This is a genomic window from Corynebacterium mycetoides (assembly GCF_900103625.1).
GTDB classification, from domain to species: domain Bacteria; phylum Actinomycetota; class Actinomycetes; order Mycobacteriales; family Mycobacteriaceae; genus Corynebacterium; species Corynebacterium mycetoides.
Genome location: NZ_LT629700.1, coordinates 965,104 through 987,152 on the forward strand (window position 1 = coordinate 965,104; position 22,049 = coordinate 987,152).

Consider the following 22,049-nt stretch of genomic DNA (forward strand, 5'->3'; position numbering starts at 1 on the left):
ACCTTATATATAGGAGGGCTTTGACGTATGTGCGGTCTCGTGGGTTTTCTCGCCGCCAACAGTGACGCATCCGAGTTCGTGGGTGCCGTGGAACGGGCGTTGCCCTGCATGTACCACCGCGGCCCGGATGCCGCCGGGACATGGAGCGACGACGACGCGGTGTTCGGCTTCAACCGTCTGGCGATTATCGACATCGAGCACTCCGATCAGCCGCTGCGCTGGGGCCCCGCCGAGAGCCCGCAGCGTTACGCGCTCGTGTTCAACGGCGAGATATACAACTACCTGGAGCTGCGCGACGAGCTCGCCGCCGCCGGGTACACCTTCAACACCGAGGGCGATGGCGAGCCGATCGTCGTGGGCTACCACCACTGGGGCGCCGAGGTTGTCCAGCACCTGCGCGGAATGTTCGGGTTCGTGATCTGGGACACCGAGACGCGCACGATGTTCGTCGCGCGCGACCATTTCGGCATCAAGCCGATGTACTACGCAACCACGGAAAAGGGGACGGTCTTCGCCTCCGAGAAGAAGTCGATCCTCGAGATGGGGCAGGACTTGGGCCTGGGTGTGGAGCTCGACCGCCGCGCCATCGAGCACTACGTCGACCTCCAGTACGTGCCCGAGCCGGAGAGCCTGCACGCCCAGATCCGCCGCGTCGAGTCCGGCAGCACGGTCACGCTCGCCCCCGGCGGCACGGTCGAGTCTGTGCGCTACTTCCGCCCGGATTTTCGCTCCGCCCCCGTGGCCGAGAGCAAGGAGCAGGCGCTTTACGACGCCATCGCTCACGCCCTGGAGGACAGCGTCGAAAAGCATATGCGTGCGGACGTGACCGTGGGCTCCTTCCTCTCCGGTGGGATTGACTCCACCGCCATCGCCGCGCTGGCGAAGCGTCACAACCCGAAACTCCTGACGTTTACCACCGGTTTCGAGCGCGAGGGGTACTCGGAGGTCGACGTCGCCGCCGAATCGGCGGAGGCCATCGGCGTGGAGCACATCGTCAAGATTGTCTCCCCCGAGGAGTACGCGGCCGCGCTCCCGCAGATCATGTGGTACCTCGATGACCCGGTCGCGGACCCGTCGCTGGTGCCGCTGTACTTCGTGGCACGCGAGGCGCGCAAGCACGTGAAAGTGGTGCTCTCCGGTGAGGGAGCCGACGAGCTGTTCGGCGGCTACACCATCTACAAGGAGCCCCTGTCGCTGGCACCCTTCGAAAAGGTGCCCTCTCCCCTCGCCCGCGGCCTGAACCGCCTCAGCCGGGTCTTGCCGGAAGGGGTCAAGGGCAAGAGCTTGCTCGAGCGCGGCACCACCCCCATGGAGGAGCGGTACTACGGCAACGCGCGCTCGTTCAATTTCGAGCAGCTGCAGCGCGTGCTGCCCTGGGCCACCCGCGAGTGGGACCACCGCGAGGTCACCGCGCCGATTTACGCGGCCTCCACCGAGATGGACCCGGTGGCGAGGATGCAAAACCTCGACCTGTTCACGTGGATGCGCGGCGACATCCTGGTCAAGGCCGACAAGATGAACATGGCCAATTCGCTCGAGCTGCGCGTGCCCTTCCTGGATAAGGAGGTGTTCAAGGTGGCGCAGACCATTCCGGTCGACCAGAAGATTGCCCACGGCACCACCAAGTACGCTCTGCGCAAGGCGATGGAGCAGATCGTTCCGGCCCACGTCCTGCACCGCAAGAAGCTCGGGTTCCCGGTGCCCATGCGCCACTGGCTGGCCGGCGACGAGCTCTACGGTTGGGCCCAGGACACCATCCGCGAGTCCGGCACCGACGACATCTTCAACAAACCGCAGGTCCTGGAGATGCTCAAAGAGCACCGAGACGGCGTCTCCGATCATTCGCGCCGGCTGTGGACGGTGCTGGCGTTCATGGTGTGGCACGGGATTTTCGTCGAGCACCGCATCGACCCCGCGATCGAGCATCAAAGCTACCCCGTCAGGCTCTAGACTCCCTAGGCAAAAGCGGACGCCCCCCGGGTGCACAACCCGGGGGCGTTCTTGCCTGTGTCCGAATAGCGGCGGCGCTTAGTCGGCGCTTAGTTGAAGGAGTCTCCGCAGGCGCAGGAGGAGCCGGCGTTGGGGTTGTCGATGGTGAAGCCCTGCTGCTCGATGGTGTCGGCGAAGTCGATCGTCGCGCCCATCAGGTACGGCACGCTCATCTTGTCCACGACGAGACGGACGCCGCCGATCTCGTCGGCCTTGTCGCCGTCGAGGTCGCGGTCATCGAAGTACAGCTGGTAGCGCAGACCGGCGCAGCCCCCGGGCTGAACCGCGATGCGCAGTGCAAGGTCGTTCCGACCTTCCTGATCCAACAGAGCCTTCGCCTTAGCGGCTGCCTCATCGGTCAGTGTCACACCGGTTGTGGAGGTGGGTGCAGTCATTGTTTTAGCTCCTCGAAAAACTGACAAACTGTGAAAAGATTCCTGCGGTCAAGACTACCTAGTTGCCGCTTACTTCCGTACAACACCGCGGTCGCCGCGCCTATTCCCGTCCGGGGTGGGCCCGCCTTGTAGCCTTGGGGGCGTGAAACTTCCGTGGCAGAAATCCGACACACCCGACGCAGCTGTCCGCACCGGGGACACCTCCGGCTCCACCAAGATCGAGCCGCAGGCGCTGGAGAAGGAAAAGGATCCGGCGCATGCCAAGCTCCCGAAGGGCTACACCCCGCCGAAGGGCCGCCCCACCCCGAAGCGCATCGAGCAGGAAGTCAAGCGCGGTGTCGTCCGCGACCCGAACGCGCTCACGCCTGCCCAACAGAATCAGCGCAACAAGGAATTGAAGAAGTCCATGTCTAAGGAGGAGTGGAAGGCGTACAAGAAGAAGCAGCGCGACGAGCGCCGCGCCGCCAACCGCGACATTCAGGCCAAGATGGACGCCGGCGACGAGCGCTACCTCATGGACCGGGACAAGGGCGAGGTGCGCAGGTACGTGCGCGACTGGGTGGATTCGCGCTACTTCCTCAACAACTGGGTCATGCCCATCGCACTCGTGATCCTGGTGCTCACGTTCGCGGTCTCCTTTACCACGCCGCAGGTGGCTCAGGTCATCTCGTTTATCACCCTGGTGTTCATGCTGACCATCATCGCCGAGGCGTTCATCATCGGCCGCGCGGCGAACAACGCCGTGAAGCGGAAGTTCCCGGGCAGCGGGGAAACCGGTTTCGGTCTGGGCATGTACGCGTTTTCCCGAGCGACGCAGCCGCGCGGATGGCGTTCGCCGAAGCCGCAGGTGACCGCGGGATCGAAGGTGGAGTGATGTTCTCCTCGGTAGATCTTCCGGACGCCGGCGTCCAGGCGCGTGTGCGCCGGGCCCTGGCGGCGTCTGTGCGCGGGCGCTCGTTCGGCCGCCTGTCCGAGATCGCGTCCTGGGTCGCCGCCTGCCAGGGCGCAGACGTGCCCGCGCCTTTTACCCGGGCGCGGGCGATCGTCGTCGCGGGCAACCACGGTGTGGCCTCCCGCGGGGTCTCGGCGTTCATGCCGGAGGCGACCGCGGTGCAGGTTGAGGAGCTTCGGGCTGGTTCCGGCCCCGCGCACACCGCGGCGCGGGCGGCCGGCTGCACACTGCGGCTTGTCGACGACTTCGCCGACGCTCCCGGCGGCTCCATCGACATCGAAGACGCGATGGACGAGGCCGTGTTCGCGCAGGCGCTGGCCCTAGGCACGGAGATCGCCGACCAGGAGGTCGACGCGGGCACGGATCTCATCATCCCGGGGGACGTCGGCGTGGGTAACACGACGGTGGCCGCCGCGATGTTCGGAACCCTCACCCGGACGGAGCCGGCCGTGGCCATCGGGCGCGGCAGCGGGATCAGCGACGAGGTGTGGAAGGTCAAGGTGGCTGCGGTGCGCGACGCCATGTTCCGGGCGCGCGGCTTCGCCGACGACGTCCCGCGTGTTTTGCGCGCCGTCTCCGCCCCGGATTTTGTCGCACTCGTGGCGCTCATCGCGCAGTCGGCGGTCCGCCGGACGCCCGTCTTGGTGGACGGCGCCTATGTGGCCGTGGCCGCGCTGGTGGCCGAAAAGCTCGCCCCCGGCACGCGGCACTGGCTGATTGCGGGCCAGCTCAGCCCCGAGCCCTGCCACGCCGCGTGCGTGCAGGCCCTCGATCTGACCCCGGTCCTGGCGTTGGACATGTCCACGGGCGAGGGCACTGGGGCACTGCTGGCGCTGCCGGTGATCAACGCGGCCGCCGAGCTCGCGGGCGGGGAACTCGGCGGCCGGGAAGGGTAACGTCTCGCTAGCTGGCGGAGGGAGACTCCACGAGGATCTGGTTCCACCCGTGGGTGTCTTCCACCTCGCCTTCCTGGATGGCGCGTAGGCGCTTGCGCATCTTCATGCTCACGTCGCCCGGCTCGTTGTTGCCGACGGTAAACTCGCCGCTGCGGGACATGACGGTTCCCACCGGGGTGATCACGGCCGCGGTGCCGCAGGCGAGGGTCTCGGTGATCTCGCCCGTGGCGACGCCCTCGCGCCATTCGTCGACGGTGATCCGGCGCTCCTCGGTGCCGTAGCCGAGGTCGTGGGCGACCTGCAGCAGGGAGTCACGGGTGATGCCGGGCAGAAGGGAGCCGGACAGCGACGGTGTGACAATCGTGACGCCCTCCGGGCCATCTGATTCGTCGCCGTAGACGAACATGAGGTTCATCCCGCCCATCTCCTCGATGTAGGTGCGCTCAATCGCGTCAAGCCACACGACTTGGTCGCACCCCTTCTCCTCCGCCTGCGCCTGGGCAAGCAGGGAGGCGGCGTAATTGCCGGCGAACTTGGCGTCGCCGGTGCCGCCCGGCGCGGCGCGGACGTAGTCCTCGGAGATCCAGACGGACACGGGCTTGACGCCGCCCGCGAAGTAGGCCCCAACTGGGGAGGCGATGACGAAGTAGGTGTAGGTCGACGACGGCTTGACGCCGAGCGACGCCTCGGTGGCAATCATGAACGGCCGCAGGTAGAGGGAGGACTCGCCGCCGGCGGCGGGCACCCACGCCTGGTCAATCTCCACGAGCTGGCGCAGCGACTCCAGAAACAGTTCCTCCGGCAGCTCCGGCATGGCCAGACGGCGCGCCGAGTCCTGCAGGCGACGCGCGTTGCGCTCCGGGCGGAACGTGGTGATGCCGCCCCCTCGGTTGCGGTAGGCTTTGAGCCCCTCGAAGATCGCCTGCCCGTAGTGCAGGACGCTCGAGGCGGGGTCGAGCGGGACGGGCGCGTAGGCGCGGACCTGGGCGTTGTGCCAACCGAGCTCCGAGTTCCACTCAATGGTGACCATGTGATCGGTGAATACCTGACCGAACTTCGGCTCGCGCAGTACTTCTTCGCGCTGTTCGGCCGTCGCCGGTTCGGGGTTCTTAGTCACGGTGAATTCGAGCATGGTCATAGGCGTCACTGTACTCCTCCGTCCAGGTACGGTGGGTAAAAGCTATCCATCTTGTGCACGGAAAGGATTGTTTCATCCATGACTTTTGAGGTCTCCTTGCCCGCCCGCGGCACCACGGTCGAGGTTCAGTTCGCCGCCGAGGTTCCCGCCGATCCGGGCGCGGTACTCGTTCCGGTGTCGTCGGGCGACGGCCTTGAGCTGCCGGTCACCGCGCTCTCGGCCCGCGGGCTACTTGAGTCGCTCGAGGCGGTCGGCGCCAAGGGTGCGGCGGGAGAGGTCACCCGCCTGCTTATCGACGACCGCCTGACGCTGTCCTTCGGCCTCGGCAACTCCGACGACATCGATGAGGAAGCGGTGCGCCGCGCCGCCGGCGCGTTGGCGCGCAGCCTGAGCGGCGTCGAGCACGCCACCATCACCGCCGAGCTGGGCATCCGCCCGATCGTGGAGGGTCTGCTCCTCGGCGGCTACTCCTACACCGGGCTCAAATCCCCGGAGTCCACGCCGGAGAAGGTGCGCATCACCGTCGTCGGCGGCGACGAGCCCGCAGCGCGCGAGGAATTCGAGCGCGCGGTCATCGTGGCGGAGTCGACCCTGCTTACCCGCGACCTTGTTAATACGCCCGCGAACTTCCTCTACCCGGAGTCCTATGCGCGCGTGATGGAGGAGGTCGCCGGCCAGTGCGGCCTGGACGTGGAGGTCTACGACGAGGAATACCTCGAGGCCAACAGCTACGGCGGCATCCTCGCGGTGGGCAAGGGTTCGGTGCGCCCGCCGCGGCTCGTCCACCTGGTGTGGAACGGCGGCAAGGAAGGCGGCCCCGTCACCGCGGCCCTCGTGGGCAAGGGCATCACCTTCGACACCGGAGGCATCTCCCTGAAGCCAGCGCCACAGATGGAGGACATGATCTCGGACATGGGAGGCTCCGCCGCACAGCTGGGCGCCATCGCCGCCGCGGCGCGGCTCGGCATCCCGGCGCGGGTTGAGGCGTGGCTGCCCCTGGCGGAGAACATGCCCTCGGGCTCCGCGACCCACCCGGGCGACGTGATCACGCACTACGGCGGCCTGACCAGCGAAGTTCTCAACACCGACGCGGAGGGCCGGCTCGTGCTTGCCGACGCCATAGCCCGCGCGTCCGAAGACTCCCCCGCCTACCTCATCGAGACGGCGACGCTGACCGGAGCGCAAATGGTCGCCCTCGGCACGCGGACGATGGGCGTCATGGGGTCCGACGAGTTCCGCGACCGCGTCGCCGAGATCGGCCGCGAGGTGGGCGAAAACGCGTGGGCGATGCCGCTGCTCGAGGAGCAGAACGAGGATCTCAAGTCGCCCGTCGCCGACATCCGCAACGTGCACAACTCGCGCAACGGTGGCATGCTCTACGCGGGCCTGTACCTGTCGCGCTTCGTGCACGAGGACACCGAGTGGGTGCACATGGACGTCGCCGGCCCCGCCTGGAACACGGGTGGGGCGCACGGCTACACGCCGAAGCGGGCGACGGGCACCCCGGTGCGCACGATCGTCGAAACGCTGCTCGCTCTCGCCGAGTAAAGCCGGTTAGCTGGGCGGGTTTTCGCCGCGCTCGAACCTGGCGCGGCGCTCGCGCTGCTCGGCGCGGCGGCGCAGGATCCGCTCCTGCTCCATTTTCTTGCGCATGCGTTCGGGATAGCCGGTCTCCTCGACGTCGTACAGCGCGATGCCCAGCAGTGTGGCCACCGCATCAATCCCCTTTGGCCCGCCGATGCGGCGCCGGATGTAGTTGCCGGCTTCGTCGACAAGCACGACCGACATTTCGTTGAGCATCGTCTCGGGCTCGACGAACCCTTCGATAAAACCGCGGCCGCTCGCCCACTGGGCCAGATCGCGGGAATCCTCGGGACGGATCGTGTCGCCCGGGCCGCGCGGTGGTTTCAGGGGCGAGGCCGGCGTGCGCCTGCCGAAGAAGTTGAACACCCGCCCAATATTACCGACGCCCGGTACAACGGACCCCCACGGGCGACGGTTGAGCACTGAAACGGGTACGCTGAAGCCTTGTAGTTAACGTCTTACATTACCTGCGAGGAGACTAAACCATGGCGCACTCTGTAGAGATGCCCGAGCTGGGCGAATCGGTAACCGAGGGCACGATTACCACGTGGCTGAAGGAAGTTGGCGACACCGTCGACGTCGATGAGCCGTTGCTCGAGGTCTCCACGGACAAGGTCGACACCGAGATCCCCTCCCCCGCATCCGGCGTTCTCCTCGAAATTAAGGCGCAGGAGGACGACACCGTCGAGGTCGGCGAGGTCATCGCGATTATCGGCGAGGAGGGCGAGAGCGCAGACTCCGGCGCCGCCGCATCCGCCCCCGCCCAGGAAGAAGCTCTCGCCGAGTCTGCCCCCGCGGAATCCGCCCCCGCCGAGAGGCCCGCGGCGAGCCCGGCGGCCTCCGGCCCCGCAACCGACATCGAGATGCCCGAGCTGGGCGAGTCCGTCACCGAGGGCACCATCACAACGTGGCTCAAGCAGGTCGGCGACACCGTGGACGTTGACGAGCCGCTCCTCGAGGTCTCCACCGACAAGGTCGACACCGAAATCCCCTCCCCCGTCGCAGGTACGCTGCTGGAGATTCTGGCCGACGAAGATGACACCGTCGAGGTGGGCGAGGTCATCGCCCGCGTGGGTGACGCCAACGCCGCCCCCGCGTCCTCCGGCGAGGAGGTCAACCGCGGCGAAGAGAGCGTCGCCGACGTGGACGAAGAGGTCACCGAGGACAACTCCGCACCCGGCGAGGGCGCTAACCCCGAGGACGCCCCGAGGAAGGACGACACCAACGCCTCCTCAACCAACCTGAAGGGCTCCGGCAAGTCCACCAAGGTGGAGATGCCCGAGCTGGGCGAGTCCGTCACCGAGGGCACCATCACCACCTGGCTCAAGCAGGTCGGCGACCTCGTCGAGGTGGACGAGCCGCTGCTCGAAGTTTCCACCGACAAGGTCGACACCGAAATCCCGTCCCCGGTTGAGGGAACGATCCTGGAGATCCTGGCCCAGGAGGACGACACCGTCGAGGTCGGCGAGGTCATCGTCGTCATCGGCGACGCCGAGGCGGCAGCGTCTGCGGAATCCGCGGATACCGCACCCGCCGAACACGCTGAGCCGTCTGAGCCCGCCAAACAGGAAGCGCAGCCTCAGGAGGACAAGCCCACCCCGAAGACAACCTCGGAGGCCACGGATCCCCAAAAGGATGACAAGTCGGCAGAGGGCTCCGCGGTCAACGAGCGCTCCGAGCTCGACGCCAAGGCGGAGGCCGCTCCGGAGGAGGCCACCAACGCGTCCGCCGCCTCCACCACCCTGGAAAACCGCGGCGACAAGGTCCCCTACGTCACCCCGCTCGTGCGCAAGCTCGCCGACAAGCACGGTGTTGACCTCAACTCGATCGAGGGCACCGGCGTCGGCGGCCGCATCCGCAAGCAGGACGTCCTCGCCGCCGCCGAGGGCGGCGCCAAGGCGGGCCAGGAGCAGGCACAGGGCCAGGCCGCGGCCGACGCCCCCGCCTCGAACGATCCGCGTGCGGCGTGGTCCACCTACAAGGTCGACCCGTCCAAGCAGGAGCTGATCGACACCACCCAGAAGGTCTCGCGCATCCGCCAGATCACCGCGACCACTATGGTGCAGTCGCTGCAGTCGACCGCCCAGCTCACCCACGTGCAGGAAGTCGACGTCACCGCCGTCGCCGCGCTGCGCGCCAAGGTGAAGCCGAAGTTCGTGGAGAAGTACGGTGTCAACATCACCTACCTCGCCTTCTTCGTCAAGGCAGCGGCAGAGGCGCTCGTCCTTCACCCGAACGTCAACGCGTCCTACAACGCCGAGACTAAGGAGATCACCTATCACGCCGACGTCAACATCGGCATCGCGGTGGATACCCCGCAGGGCCTGCTGGTTCCGGTGCTGAAGAAGGCGCAGGACATGAACCTGGCGGACATCGCCAAGGGCATCGCGGACGTGGCCGAGCGCGCGCGCACGAAGAAGCTGCGTCCGGACGACCTCTCCGGCGCGACGTTCACCGTCACCAACATCGGTTCCGAGGGCGCCATGCTCGACACCCCGATTCTCACCCCGCCGCAGGCCGGCATCCTGGGCACCGCGGCGATTGAGAAGCGCCCGGTCGTCGTCACCGAGAACGGCGTCGACGCCATCGCGATCCGTCAGATGACCTACCTGCCGTTCACCTACGACCACCAGCTTGTCGACGGCGCCGACGCGGGCCGGTTTGTCTCCACGATCCGCGACCGCATCGAGACCGGCGACTTCGAGGCAGATCTTGGGCTCTAACGCCTCCGGGGCTTGTTAAGCCCGCCTCACCCAGAACCGCCCCGCGGACGCATGTCCCCGGGGCGGTTTTGTGTTGCGCGCTGCTTTCGAGCGCGGCGAGGATGCGCCGGGGAATGTAAGCAGTACGAGACGGCACGGGTTTGTCGGGGCAGTCGTTAGACTGAGAGGTGCATATCGTTTCCCCGACACAAGGAGAATGCGTTGGACTACATTTCCCGGCACATCGGGCCCGACAGCGCAGAAGAGCAGGAAATGCTCGCCGCGCTGGGCTACGACAGCGTCGAGGCGTTGGTAGACGCCGCCATACCGCCCGGCATCAAGGCGACCGAGCCGATCACGCTTCCCGCGCCGCTGACGGAGCACCAGGCTCAGACCCGCCTGCGGGAGCTGGCGGACAAGAACGTTGTGCTCAAGGCGTTCTACGGGCAGGGCTTCTCCTCGACGCTGACGCCGCCGGTCATCCGTCGCGGAGTGGTGGAGGATGCCGGCTGGTACACCGCCTACACCCCCTACCAGCCGGAGATCTCCCAGGGCCGCCTAGAGGCGCTGCTCAACTTCCAGACGATGGTGCAGGATCTCACCGGTCTTCCCATCTCCAACGCGTCGCTGCTGGACGAAGCCTCGGCCGCCGGCGAGGCCATCGGGCTGATGTCCCGCGCCGTGAAGAAGGGCCGCCGCGTGCTGCTCGACTCTCGCCTGCACCCCCAGGTCATCGCGGTGGCCTCGGAGCGCGCCCGCGCGATCGACCTCGAGGTCGAAGTCACCGACCTGACCCAGGGCGTTGTGGGCGAGGACCTCGTGGGCGTGGTCATCGCCTACCCGGGCACCGAGGGCGACATCATCGACCCGCGCCCGATCATCGAGGCGATCCACTCCCGCGGCGGTCTCGCTGCCGTCGACGCGGACATCCTCGCGCTGACACTGCTGGAGTCGCCGGGTGAGCTCGGGGCGGACATCACCATCGGCACCACCCAGCGCTTCGGCGTCCCGCTGTTCTACGGCGGCCCCCACGCCGCTTATATGTCGGTGTCCGACAAGCTCAAGCGCCAGATGCCGGGCCGGCTCGTGGGCGTGTCCGTGGACGCGGAGGGCTACCCCGCCTACCGCCTCGCGCTGCAGACCCGCGAGCAGCACATCCGCCGCGAGCGCGCCACCTCGAACATCTGCACGGCGCAGGCCCTGCTCGCCGTGACCGCCTCCATGTACGCCGTGTACCACGGCCCCGAGGGCCTCACCGACATCGCGCGGGCGGTTCATCGCCGGGCCGCCGACTTCGCGGCGTCGATAAGCAAGGGCGGCTTCGGCCGCGTCAAGCACGAGAACTTCTTCGACACGGTCACCGTCGCCGTCGACGGGCGGGCGGGAGAGATCAAGCGCGCCTTGGCCGACAAGGGCTACCTGGTGCGCACGATCGGCACCGACGCGGTGGTGGTCAGCTTCGGCGAGGACACCGAAGACCGCGACCTCGAGGTGCTCGTCGAGGCCTTCGGCGGCACGCTCACCGAAGGCGGCAGCCGGCTGCCCGAAGGCCTCGACCGGACAACGGAGTTCCTCACCCACGAGACGTTCAACATTGTCCACTCCGAGACCCAGATGATGCGCTACATCCGCAAGCTGGGCGACAAGGACCTGGCGCTCGACCGCACAATGATCCCGCTGGGGTCGTGCACCATGAAGCTCAACCCCACCGCGGGGCTGGAGGCGATCACCTGGCCCGGCTTCGCCAACGTGCACCCGTTCACCCCCGACGAGTACACGCAGGGCTGGCGCGAGCTCATCGGGGAGCTCTCCGACTGGCTGGTCGAGCTCACCGGCTACGCCGCCGTGAGCGTCCAGCCGAACTCGGGCGCCACCGGCGAGCTCGCGGGCCTGCTGGCGATCCGCCGCTACCACGTCGCCAACGGAGACAGCGAGCGCGACATCTGCCTGATCCCGGCCTCCGCGCACGGCACGAACGCGGCGTCGGCGACGCTGGCGAACCTGCGCGTCGCCGTGGTCAAGACCGCCGCCGACGGGTCCATCGACGTCGACGACCTCGACGCCAAGCTCGAGCAGCACGCCGGGCGCGTCGCCGCGATCATGATCACCTACCCGTCCACGCACGGCGTGTACGAGGACACGGTGCAGACCGTGGCCGACAAGGTCCACGCCGCGGGCGGCCAGGTCTACATCGACGGCGCGAACATGAACGCGCTGACGGGCATCGGCCGCCCGGGCGACTTCGGCGGCGACGTCAGCCACCTCAACCTGCACAAGACATTCACCATCCCGCACGGCGGCGGCGGCCCGGGCGTTGGCCCGATCGGCGTGGCCGAGCACCTCGTGCCTTTCCTCCCCGCCGACCCGCAGGTCTCCCGTGAGGACGCCGCGGAGGACGTTCCCACAGGCGAGGGCGTCCCCATCTCGTCGACCACCTACGGCTCGGCCGGCGTCCTGCCCATCTCGTGGGCGTACATCGCCATGAGCGGGGCCGACGGCCTGAAGAAAGCCACCCAGAACGCGGTGCTGGCCGCCAACTACCTGGTCCACGAGCTCCAGGACTCCTACCCCATCCTCTACACCGGCAACGCCGGCCTGGTGGGCCACGAGTGCATCCTCGACCTCAACGGCATCGCCGCTGAGTCCGGGGTGACCGCGACCGACGTGGCCAAGCGGCTGGTGGACTACGGCTTCCACGCCCCCACCCTCGCCTTCCCCGTCGCGGGCACGCTCATGGTGGAGCCGACGGAGTCGGAGGACCTCGCCGAGCTCAAGCGCTTCATCGAGGCGATGCGCAGCATCCGCGCCGAGATCCAGGAGATCGTCGATGGGAAGATCGAGTACGAAAAGTCCGTGGTGCACAACGCGCCGTACACGGCCTACAGCGTCACCCGCAGCGAGTGGCCGTACGACTTCACCCGCGAGCAGGCGGCGTACCCGGTCGAGGGGCTCATCCGGCAGAAGTACTTCCCGCCGGTGCGCCGCATCGACGAGGCCTACGGCGACCGCAACCTGGTGTGCGCCTGCCCGCCCCCGGAGGCGTTCGACATCGAGCCCGAGTCCGTCGAAGAGGTCGACGTTGTCGTGACCGAAGAAAACCGCAAGTAAGGAAGGTGCACACATGCCGGAATCACCCTTGAAAGCCATCCACGAGCAGCTCGGGGCCTCGTTCACCGACTTCGGCGGCTGGACCATGCCCTTGAAGTACGACAACGAGCTGGAGGAGCACCGCGCCGTGCGCGGCGACGTCGGCATCTTCGACCTCTCCCACATGGGCGAAATCGACGTCACCGGCCCCGACGCCGGCGCCTTCCTCGACTTCGCGCTGATCTCCTCGCTGTCCACCCTGAAGGTGGGCAAGGCGAAATACTCCATGATCGTCGCCGAGGACGGCGGCATCCTGGATGACCTGATCAGCTACAAGCTCGCCGACGACCACTACCTCGTCGTGCCCAACGCCGCCAACACCTCCGCGGTGTGGCTGGCGTTCCAGGCCCGCGCCGAAGGCTTCGACGTCGAGCTGACCAACCGCAGCGAGGAGATCGCACTTATCGCAGTGCAGGGCCCGCGGTCGCTGGAGGTCCTCGCCCCGCTTGTCGACGGCGCACCGGGCGAGCTGTCCTACTACTCCGCCGGCGAAATGAAGCTGGGGGACATCGACGTCATCGTCGCGCGCACCGGCTACACGGGGGAGGACGGCTTCGAGATCTACTCCAGCTTCGCCGACGCCCCCGCCGTGTGGGATGCCGTCGCAGGTCACGGCACCCCGTGCGGTCTGGCCGCGCGTGACTCCCTGCGCCTGGAGGCGTCCATGCCGCTGTACGGCCACGAGCTCTCCGCGGACATCACCCCGGTGGAGGCGGGCATGGGCCGGGCGTTTGCGAAGAAGGAGGCGGACTTCGTGGGCAAGGAGGCCCTCGCCGGCCGGCAGCCGCGTGTGGTCATCGCCGGCCTGACCTCCTCCCAGCGCCGCGCCGCCCGCGAGGGCGCGGTGGTTTACCTGGGCGAGGAGAAGATCGGCGAGGTCACGTCTGGCCAGCCGTCCCCCACCCTCGGCTACCCCGTGGCGCTGGCGCACCTCGACCCGGAGCACGCCGAGATCGGCACCGATGTCGAAATTGACATCCGCGGGCGCCGTTACCCGTTTACTATCGTTGAGACCCCCTTCTACACCCGAAAGGATTCCTAGCTCCATGGCTAACGAACTGCCCCAAGATTTCTCCTACTCCGAGGATCACGAGTGGATCAACGCCCCGCAGGATGTGGCTGAGGGCGCGGTCGTGCGCGTCGGCATCACCTCCGTGGCCGCCGACCGCCTCGGCGAGGTCGTCTTCGCCGAACTCCCGCAGGTGGGCGACGAGGTCACCGCCGGCGAGACCTGCGGCGAGATCGAGTCCACCAAGTCCGTGTCCGACCTGTACTCCCCCGTCACCGGCAACGTGGCCGCCGTGAACGAGGAAATCGACGGCAACTTTGAGCTGATTAACAAGGATCCCTTCGGCAAGGGGTGGCTCTTCGAGGTCACCGTCGCCTCCGTCGGTCCGCTCATGACCGCCGATGAATACGCGGCAGACAACGGCATCTAATTCGGGCGTAGGACTACGATGTGGGGCATGACTGCTCCACGCGAACCCTTCTTCCCCGCCAGCGAGCCCATCCGTGCATCGGGTGGGCCGCTTGACGTTCGCCACCTCGGCCTGGTCGACTACACGCGCGCTTGGGAACTGCAGGCGGAACTCGCCACCCAGCGCGCCAGCGACGAGATCGGAGACACCGTCCTGGTGCTCGAGCACCCCTACACCTACACCGCCGGCAAGCGCACGCAGCCGGAGGATATGCCCAAGGATGACGCCCCGGTAGTCCAGGTGGACCGCGGCGGGCGCATCACGTGGCACGGGGAGGGCCAGCTGGTGCTCTACCCCATTATCAAACTGGCCGACCCGGTCGATGTGGTGGACTACGTGCGCCGCCTGGAGGAGGCCATCATCTTCGCGGTGCGCGAGGCGGGGCTCACCTCCGCTGGGCGTATCGACGGTCGCTCGGGCGTCTGGCTGCCCCACACCGTCCGCGCCGCGAGCCCCGAGGCCCCGACGCGAGACAGGAAGATCGCGGCCCTGGGCATCCGCATCACGCGCGGAGTGACCATGCACGGGTTGTCGCTCAACTGCGACAACTCGCTCGAGGCGTACTCCCACATCGTGGCGTGCGGCATCGACGACGCGGACGTTACCACCATGAGCCTGGAAATGGGCCGCGACGTCACGCCTGCCGAGATGAGCGAGCCGCTGGTCTCCGCCCTCGACCGGGCGCTGTCCGGGCAGTTGAAGGTGGCCAACCACACGTTCGCCTCGGCCCCCGACCCGTCCAAGGGCCTCACCCGCGTTCTCTGACCGCTTGACATACGCGATACCCTAGGGGGGTGACTGTTGCACCTGAAGGCCGGAAGCTCCTGCGCGTAGAGATGCGTAACGCGCAGACCCCGATTGAGGCGAAGCCGCGGTGGATCCGCAACGCTGTCAAGACGGGTCCCGAATACGAGGACATGAAGAAGAAGGTGGCGGGAGCCTCCCTTCACACCGTGTGTCAGGAGGCGGGTTGTCCCAACATCCACGAGTGTTGGGAGTCCCGCGAGGCAACCTTCCTCATCGGCGGGGCGAACTGCTCCCGCCGGTGCGATTTCTGCCAGATCAACTCCGCCAAGCCGGAGCCCCTCGACCGCGGTGAGCCCCTGCGCGTGGCGGAGTCCGTGCGCGAGATGAACCTGAACTACTCCACCATCACCGGCGTGACCCGCGACGATCTCGAGGACGAGGGCGCGTGGCTCTACGCCGAGGTGGTGCGCAAGATTCACGAGCTCAACCCGAACACCGGTGTGGAGAACCTCACGCCGGACTTCTCGGGCAAGCCGGACCTGCTCCAAGAGGTTTTCGAGGCCCGCCCCGAGGTCTTCGCGCACAACGTCGAGACGGTGCCGCGCATCTTCCGCCGCATCCGCCCGGCGTTCCGCTACGACCGTTCCCTGGACGTCATCCGCCAGGCCCGCGACTTCGGCCTGATCACCAAGTCGAACCTCATCCTGGGCATGGGCGAGACGCGCGAGGAGGTCATGCAATCGCTGCAGGAGCTTGTCGACGCCGGCACCGACATCATCACCATCACCCAGTACCTGCGCCCCGGCCCCCAGTTCCACCCGATTGAGCGCTGGGTGAAGCCGGAAGAGTTCATCGAGTACCGCGACGCGGCGTACGAGATGGGCTTCGGCGCGGTCATGTCCGGCCCGCTGGTGCGTTCGTCCTACCGCGCCGGCAAGCTCTACGTCGAGGCGATGAAGCACCGCGGCCTCGAGCTGCCGGACAACCTCAAGCACCTCGCCGAGACCTCGCAGGGCGACACGGCCCAGGAGGCCTCGACTCTGCTGAGCAAGTACGGGCCGTCGCGCGAGACGCCCGTGCTGACGCGCTAAGGGAAGACGTCAGCGCGTAAAACGCCCGAAAAAGAGCCCAAAAAAGCGCTGAGGTCTTCTCGCAGGAAGACCTCAGCGCTTCTTTGTGCGCATCCGCGCTTAGCTCAGGTCGGTGCCACCGTTGACCATCATGGGCCGGTCGAGGACGACCTCCGGGATCTTGAAGGCGTCGACAAGCACCTCGGACCACGGGCCAAGGGAGTCCACCAGGTCGTTGACCGCGGCCTTCGCGGCCTTGACGCGGCCGCTCGGCAGGACGCCGTGCTCCTGGTACCAGTCGGCGTGCTCCACGATGGTGTCCAAGACGTAGAGGTCGCGCAGCTGCTCGAAGACCGGGCGCGCCGGCGAGTTCTCCGGAAGCTTCTCCTCCGCCTCGATCATGGCCTGAACCATCATGCGGTCGCCGTACGCGACGGCCGCGGCCAGCAGGTGATCCTGGGTGCGGTCGATGACCTTGGCGGCGTCCTCCCGGTCCATCTTGCGCGCAACCTGGACGCGGCGGACCAGGGAGTTGAGCACGTGCTCCTCACGCGATTGGACGATGCGCAGCTGCGTCTCGGCGTCGAACAGCGAGCCGGTGCCGGTCACGCGGTCGGAGATGGACTGGACGCCGGCGGCGATGCCGGAGCGGCGGGTGAGGATGTCGCCGACGTTGGAGGCGACAAACTTCGCCATGCCGAACGGAGACATCTCGGAGACTTCCCGGCCGTAGGCGGTGAGCAGGTTCTTGCCCACGAGCTGGCGCAAAATGGTGTCGTCGCCCTCGAAGGTGCTGAAGATGTCCACGTCGGCACGGAAGGTGGTCAACAGGTTCTCGGACATGTAGCCGGCGCCGCCGCAGGCCTCGCGGCACTCTTGCAGGGTGGCGTTGGCGTAGGTCGCGGCGGTCGACTTGAAGATGGCGGCCAGCGTCTCCATCTCACGCCCGGCGCGTTCCTGCTCGTCGGTCGGTTGAGCCGGGTTCCACTCGCCTGCCATGATGGCGTCCTGCTGCGCCTGGTAGCGGTCCAGCAGCGCGTTCTGGAAAATGGCCAGGGCGTAGGACTTCGCCAGCGGGATGAGCAGGCGGCGGCGGTGCTGGCGGTAGTCGATGAGACGGGCCTCCTTGCCCGGGGTGCCGGCCTCGAACTGGCGGCGGATGTTCGCGTACTTCACGGCCAGGGCGAGGCCGGTGCGGGACGCGCCGAGGGCGGATGCGCCGACTCCTAGGCGGCCGCGCACGAGGGTGGCGAGCATGGTGAAGAAGCGGCGGTTCTTCGACTCGATCGGGGAGGAATACGTGCCGTCTTCCGCCACGTCACCGAAGCGGTTGAGCAGGTTCTCACGCGGCACGCGGACGTTGTCGAACACGATCATGCCGTTGTCCACGCCGAGCAGGCCGCCCTTGTGGCCGTGGTCGGAGGTGGTCACGCCCGGGGCGTCGGAGCCGTCTTCCTCGCGGATGCGGACAATGATGCAGTGCACGCCGTGGGACTCCTCGGAGTCCGGGGTGTAGAGCTGGGCGAAAACAGCTGCCCAGCGGCCGTCGCGCGCAGCGTTGCCAATGTAGGCCTTCTTCGACCCCGGCGTCGGGGAGTTGACAATGAACTCCTTCGTCTCCGGGTCGTAGGTGGCGGTGGTTTCGAGCTGCTGCACGTTGGAGCCGTGGCCGATCTCGGTCATGGCGAAGCAGCCGAGCTTGGTCAGGTCCATCGCTCCCTGCGCGAACTCGACGTGGCGCTCGGTGCCCAGCGCGTCGACGGCGCCGCCCCACAGGCCGAACTGCACGCCGGACTTAATCGCGGCGGAGTTATTGATCTGGGCGATGAGCTCGAGCGACGACACTCCCGCGGCGACCTGGCCCTCGCCGCCGTTGAGCGGGGAGAACGACGGCTGGATCTTGCCGCTGGAGGCGATCTTCTGCACATTCTCGAGGTTGTCGGCGCGGATCTCGTCGAGGGTGCCGTCGATCTTCGGGAGCAGGGAGGCGTCGTTAAGCAGGGGGCGCAGGCTTTCCTTGCGGTCCTTGTAGTTGCCGTCGATCAGGTCGGCGAGGTCGGCGACAGCGGCCGGGTCCGGCGTGCTCGGCAGCGTGGCCGGCTGGTTCTTTTCCGGCTTGGCGGACGCCTTGGTCGCGTCGGTGGCCAAGGGCTTGGCTTCGACGTTGTCCTTGGAGGGGTTGGGCTGGGACATGGTTTCGGGGTTTACCTTTCGGTTTGAAAGCTGGTTTTAGCGCTCGATGATGGCGACGACGCCCTGGCCACCGGCAGCGCAGACGGAGATGAGGGTGCGTCCGCCGCCGTTTTCGACGAGCGTCTTGGCCGCGGAGGCGAGGATGCGGGCGCCAGTAGCAGCGAACGGGTGGCCGGCGGCGAGGGAGGAACCCTTGACGTTGAGCTTGGAGCGGTCGATGGAACCGAGCGGCGCGTCGAGCCCGAGGCGCTCGCGGCAGTAGGTTTCGTCCTCCCACGCCTTCAAGGTGGCGAGCACCTGGGAGGCGAAGGCCTCGTGGATTTCGTAGAAATCGAAGTCCTGCAGGGTCAGGCCCTGGCGCGCGAGCAGGCGCGGCACCGCGTAGGTGGGGGCCATGAGCAGCCCGTCCTTGCCGCTGACGAAGTCCACGGCGCCGAGCTCGGAGTCGACGATGAAGGCCTGGGCCTCGAGGCCGTGCTCGCGGCCCCACTCCTCGGTTCCGAGGAGGACGGCTGCGGCGCCGTCGGTAAGCGGGGTGGAGTTACCGGCGGTCATCGTGGCCGTTCCGCCGTGCTCGATGGCGTCCTTCTTGCCGAAGACCGGCTTGAGGGTGGCGAGCTTTTCCACGGTGGAGTCCGGGCGCAGGTTGGTGTCGCGGGTGACGCCGAGGTACGGCGTGACCAGGTCCTCGAAGAAGCCTTCGTTGTAGGCCTTGGCCAGGTTCTGGTGGGAGGCGGCGGCCAGCTCGTCCTGCGCCTCGCGGGAGATGTCCATCTCGCGGGCGGTGATGGCGGCGTGCTCACCCATGGAAAGGCCGGTGCGCGGCTCGCCGTTCTGCGGCTGCTCGGGCGCGAGCTGGTTCGGGCGGATCGAGCCGAACAGCTTCACCTGGTCCAGCGGCTTCTTCGCGTTGGACGCCTTGATCAGGGTCTTGCGCAGGGTGTCGTTGACGGCTAGCGGCGCGTCGGAGGTGGTGTCGGTGCCGCAGCCGATGCCGGCCTCGATGCGGCCGAGCGCGATCGCGTCCGAGACCAGGATGGAGGCGGTAAGCGAGGTACCGCACGCGTGCTGGAGGTCGAGGGCCGGGGTTGTCGGGGCAAGGGCGGAGCCCAGCACGCTCTCGCGCACGAGGTTGAAGTCGCGGGCGTGCTTGATCACTGCGCCGCCGGCGACGAGGCCGAGCCGCTCGTCCTGCAGGCCGTAGCGGGCGACGAGGCCGTCGAGGGTGGCGGTGAGCATGTCCTGGTTGGAGGCGTTCGCGTATTCCTTGTTGGAACGGGCGAACGGGATGCGGTTGCCGCCGAGGATGGCGACTCTGCGGGGCTGGTTCACTTCTATTTCCCTGCTTTCAACTGGTGTACGAAGTCGTTGCGGTTAATTCTCGTTGTACCATACAACACAAAGGCGTAGTGCTGTAAGGTAAATCACGGCACAAACAAGGAATTCACAAGGAGCACACTGTGGCCAAAAAGGGCTTTCTCGAAAAACTCATCAACTCCCCGCTCGCGGCCAAGGCCGGCGTACCCCAGGGCTACCCGCTGCGCCGCTACACGCCGGGCGAGCCGCTGCTGCACGCGCCCGTGGTCGTGGGCGGCAACGGGCGCCTTGTCGACGCCCTGACGCGCACCCTCGAGGGGCCCTACAAGCTCCTCAAGATGGAGGCAGACTCCCCGCGCGCCGGCATCGTCTTCGATGCCACCGGCCTCACCCGCCCGGAGGACCTCCACGAGCTGCACAGCTTCTTCCACCCGCAGCTGAAGAAGGTCGCCGACAACGCCCGCCTGGTTGTCATCGGCACCACGCCCGAGCTTATCGACGACACCGACGCACGCATCGCCGCTCGCGCGCTCGAAGGGTTCACCCGCTCGCTAGCCAAGGAGATGCGCAAGGCCGCCACGGTCCAGCTCGTCTACGTCGACCCGGCGATCACCTCCGAGAACTTCGATCGCGTGGAGTCCACCCTGCGCTTCCTGCTGTCCGGCAAGTCGGCCTACGTCGACGGCCAGGTGCTGCGCGTCACCGACGCGCCTGTGCAGGCCCCGGCCGACTGGGAGAAGCCCTTGGCCGGCCGCATCGCCGTGGTCACCGGCGCCGCTCGAGGCATCGGCGCCGTCATCGCCGAGACCCTGGCGCGCGATGGCGCCTCCGTGATCTGCGTGGACGTCCCGCAGGCCGGTGAGGGCCTGACCAAGACCGCGAACAAGGTCAAGGGCACCGCACTCCCCCTCGACGTCACCGACCCGGCCGCCGCCGACAAGCTGGCGCAGCACGCCCAAGAGCGCTACGGCACAAAGATCGACGTGCTCGTGCACAACGCCGGCGTGACCCGCGACAAGCTGCTGGTCAACATGGACGAGAACCGCTGGAACATGGTGCAAAACATTAACCTCGTGGCCCCGGTGCGCATCACCGAGAAGCTGCTCGAGGCCGACGCGCTCGGCGCGAACCCGGCCGTCATCGGCGTGTCTTCGACCTCCGGCATCGCGGGCAACCGCGGCCAGACCAACTACGGCACCACCAAGGCCGGCGTCATCGGCTTCGTCGACTCGCTGAAGGACCGCCTGGCCGAGCTCGGCGGCAACGTCAACGCTGTGGCCCCGGGCTTCATCGAGACCGACATGACCGCCGCGATGCCCACCGGCCCGCGCGAGATCGGCCGTCGCCTCAACTCCCTGCAGCAGGGCGGCCAGCCCCGCGACGTCGCCGAGGCCGTGGCGTTCTTCGCCGCCACCTCGTCGACCTCCGTCAACGGCAACACGCTGCGCGTGTGCGGCCAGAGCATGCTGGGGGCCTAACCCATGAGCGAGTACACAGTCCTTAATAAGGTGCCCGATCTGGATAAGGTGATGAACCAGATCAAGGTCGGCATGCTGCCCGTCGTGGGCACCACGCACGTCGCCGACGCCGACCCGACGTCGCGGACGGAGGTCCGGGGCGTGACGGTGGACGTCGACAAGCTTGCCGCGTACACCAGCGCGACCGGCCTGCGCCTGGGCAACGAGCTCCCGCCGACGTACTTCTTCGTGGTGGCCTTCCCCATCGTCATGGATCTCATGGCGCGCAAGGACTTCCCTTTCGCCCCCACCGGCGCGGTGCACATCGCCAACGAGATTTCCCAGAAGCGCCCGCTGCGCGTGGACGAGACCTACACCGTGCGCGCCCGCGGCGAGCGCCTGCGCCCGCACCGCAAGGGCCTGCTCATTGACATGGTCACCGAGGTCTTCGCGGAAGGGGACGAGTCCGGCGAGCCGGTGTGGACGCAGGTGTCCACCTTCCTCGGCCAGGGCCAGAAGTTCGCGAAAAGCGCGCCGGTGGCCCTGACCACCCGCGGCGTTGACGACGGTCGGCGCCTCGGCACCCCCGAGCTGCCGGACGTCGCCGCCAACGGCCATTTCAAGGTCACGGGCGAGACGGTGAGCAACTACGTGGACGCCTCAGGCGACAAGAACCCGATCCACACCTCCACCCTCGGGGCGAAGGTGTTCGGCTTCCCGGGCATCATCGCCCACGGTATGTACTCCGCAGCCGCGGCCCTGCGATTCCTAGAGGGCAAGCTCGGCGGGGCGCTGACATACCGCGTGGAGTTCTACAAGCCCGTGGTCGTTCCCACCCGCGTGGCGGAATGGGTCGTGCCGGAGGGCGATAACGCCGTCAACCTCCAGCTGCGCAGCACCTCCAAACCGGACAAGGTGCACCTCAACGCGCGCGTCGAGTACCTGTAGCGCTCGCGCACACGCGTCACGGCGCCCGGCTCGTTG

17 protein-coding genes are annotated in these 22,049 nt (G+C 67.5%); 12 read left to right on the plus strand and 5 right to left on the minus strand.

The features are described from left to right. Positions 1-27 precede the first annotated feature (27 nt). Positions 28-1,950, plus strand: coding sequence for an asparagine synthase (glutamine-hydrolyzing) (gene asnB / locus BLS40_RS04685; RefSeq protein ID WP_092149428.1), 1,923 nt, complete (start codon positions 28-30; stop codon positions 1,948-1,950). Between the two features lie 89 nt (positions 1,951-2,039). On the opposite strand, the gene BLS40_RS04690 is transcribed toward asnB, so the two are convergent. Then, complete coding sequence (locus tag BLS40_RS04690; protein ID WP_092149432.1) at positions 2,040-2,384, minus strand: HesB/IscA family protein; 345 nt, start codon at positions 2,382-2,384, stop codon at positions 2,040-2,042. A 142-nt stretch (positions 2,385-2,526) separates the two neighbouring features. Here BLS40_RS04690 and BLS40_RS04695 point away from each other — a divergent pair, with 142 nt between their 5' ends. Continuing rightward, positions 2,527-3,258, plus strand: coding sequence for a DUF3043 domain-containing protein (locus tag BLS40_RS04695; RefSeq protein ID WP_092149435.1), 732 nt, complete (start codon positions 2,527-2,529; stop codon positions 3,256-3,258). Continuing rightward, complete coding sequence (locus tag BLS40_RS04700) at positions 3,258-4,232, plus strand: nicotinate-nucleotide--dimethylbenzimidazole phosphoribosyltransferase (protein WP_092149438.1); 975 nt, start codon at positions 3,258-3,260, stop codon at positions 4,230-4,232. The genes BLS40_RS04695 and BLS40_RS04700 overlap by 1 nt, the downstream gene beginning before the upstream one ends. 7 nt (positions 4,233-4,239) lie before the next feature. Here BLS40_RS04700 and BLS40_RS04705 read toward each other — a convergent pair whose 3' ends face one another. Beyond that, positions 4,240-5,370, minus strand: a complete 1,131-nt coding sequence (locus BLS40_RS04705; protein WP_092149441.1) for a branched-chain amino acid aminotransferase — start codon at positions 5,368-5,370, stop codon at positions 4,240-4,242. Positions 5,371-5,448: 78 nt separating this feature from the next. On the opposite strand from BLS40_RS04705, the gene BLS40_RS04710 reads away from it, so the two are divergent. Next, positions 5,449-6,918, plus strand: a complete 1,470-nt coding sequence (locus tag BLS40_RS04710; RefSeq protein ID WP_092149444.1) for a leucyl aminopeptidase — start codon at positions 5,449-5,451, stop codon at positions 6,916-6,918. A gap of 6 nt (positions 6,919-6,924) precedes the next feature. Here the strand turns inward: BLS40_RS04710 and BLS40_RS04715 are convergent, their stop codons facing one another. Beyond that, positions 6,925-7,320 (minus strand): oxidoreductase, encoded by a 396-nt coding sequence (locus BLS40_RS04715; RefSeq protein WP_092149447.1) that lies wholly within the window; start codon positions 7,318-7,320, stop codon positions 6,925-6,927. Positions 7,321-7,439: 119 nt separating this feature from the next. Between BLS40_RS04715 and sucB the strand changes: the two genes are divergently transcribed. The 6 genes from sucB to lipA all read left to right on the plus strand — a co-directional run bounded on the left by sucB (position 7,440) and on the right by lipA (position 16,119). Next, positions 7,440-9,677, plus strand: coding sequence for a 2-oxoglutarate dehydrogenase, E2 component, dihydrolipoamide succinyltransferase (sucB, locus tag BLS40_RS04720; RefSeq protein WP_092149450.1), 2,238 nt, complete (start codon positions 7,440-7,442; stop codon positions 9,675-9,677). A gap of 201 nt (positions 9,678-9,878) precedes the next feature. Next, a complete protein-coding gene (gene gcvP / locus BLS40_RS04725; RefSeq protein WP_231908521.1) occupies positions 9,879-12,764 on the plus strand; it encodes an aminomethyl-transferring glycine dehydrogenase in 2,886 nt (961 codons plus the stop codon). 13 nt (positions 12,765-12,777) lie between these two features. Beyond that, on the plus strand, positions 12,778-13,845 hold the full coding sequence (gcvT, locus tag BLS40_RS04730; protein WP_092149458.1) for a glycine cleavage system aminomethyltransferase GcvT: 1,068 nt from the start codon (positions 12,778-12,780) through the stop codon (positions 13,843-13,845). Positions 13,846-13,849: 4 nt separating this feature from the next. Next, positions 13,850-14,242: a glycine cleavage system protein GcvH gene (gcvH, locus tag BLS40_RS04735; RefSeq protein WP_092149461.1), complete on the plus strand. Its 393-nt coding sequence runs from the start codon at positions 13,850-13,852 to the stop codon at positions 14,240-14,242. A gap of 27 nt (positions 14,243-14,269) precedes the next feature. Continuing rightward, complete coding sequence (gene lipB, locus BLS40_RS04740) at positions 14,270-15,046, plus strand: lipoyl(octanoyl) transferase LipB (protein ID WP_092149464.1); 777 nt, start codon at positions 14,270-14,272, stop codon at positions 15,044-15,046. 29 nt (positions 15,047-15,075) lie between these two features. Continuing rightward, the gene (lipA, locus tag BLS40_RS04745; RefSeq protein WP_092149466.1) at positions 15,076-16,119 is read left to right on the plus strand and encodes a lipoyl synthase; all 1,044 of its coding nucleotides are present in this window, start codon (positions 15,076-15,078) and stop codon (positions 16,117-16,119) included. Positions 16,120-16,218: 99 nt separating this feature from the next. Here lipA and BLS40_RS04750 read toward each other — a convergent pair whose 3' ends face one another. Together BLS40_RS04750 and BLS40_RS04755 are read right to left on the minus strand one after the other, a co-directional pair. After that, complete coding sequence (locus BLS40_RS04750; protein ID WP_092149469.1) at positions 16,219-18,291, minus strand: acyl-CoA dehydrogenase family protein; 2,073 nt, start codon at positions 18,289-18,291, stop codon at positions 16,219-16,221. Between the two features lie 36 nt (positions 18,292-18,327). After that, positions 18,328-19,623, minus strand: a complete 1,296-nt coding sequence (locus BLS40_RS04755; RefSeq protein ID WP_407922417.1) for an acetyl-CoA C-acetyltransferase — start codon at positions 19,621-19,623, stop codon at positions 18,328-18,330. A 128-nt stretch (positions 19,624-19,751) separates the two neighbouring features. Between BLS40_RS04755 and BLS40_RS04760 the strand changes: the two genes are divergently transcribed. Next, positions 19,752-21,086, plus strand: coding sequence for a 3-oxoacyl-ACP reductase (locus tag BLS40_RS04760; RefSeq protein ID WP_092149475.1), 1,335 nt, complete (start codon positions 19,752-19,754; stop codon positions 21,084-21,086). A gap of 3 nt (positions 21,087-21,089) precedes the next feature. Then, positions 21,090-22,013, plus strand: coding sequence for a MaoC family dehydratase (locus BLS40_RS04765; protein ID WP_092149478.1), 924 nt, complete (start codon positions 21,090-21,092; stop codon positions 22,011-22,013). The last annotated feature ends 36 nt before the right edge of the window (positions 22,014-22,049 follow it).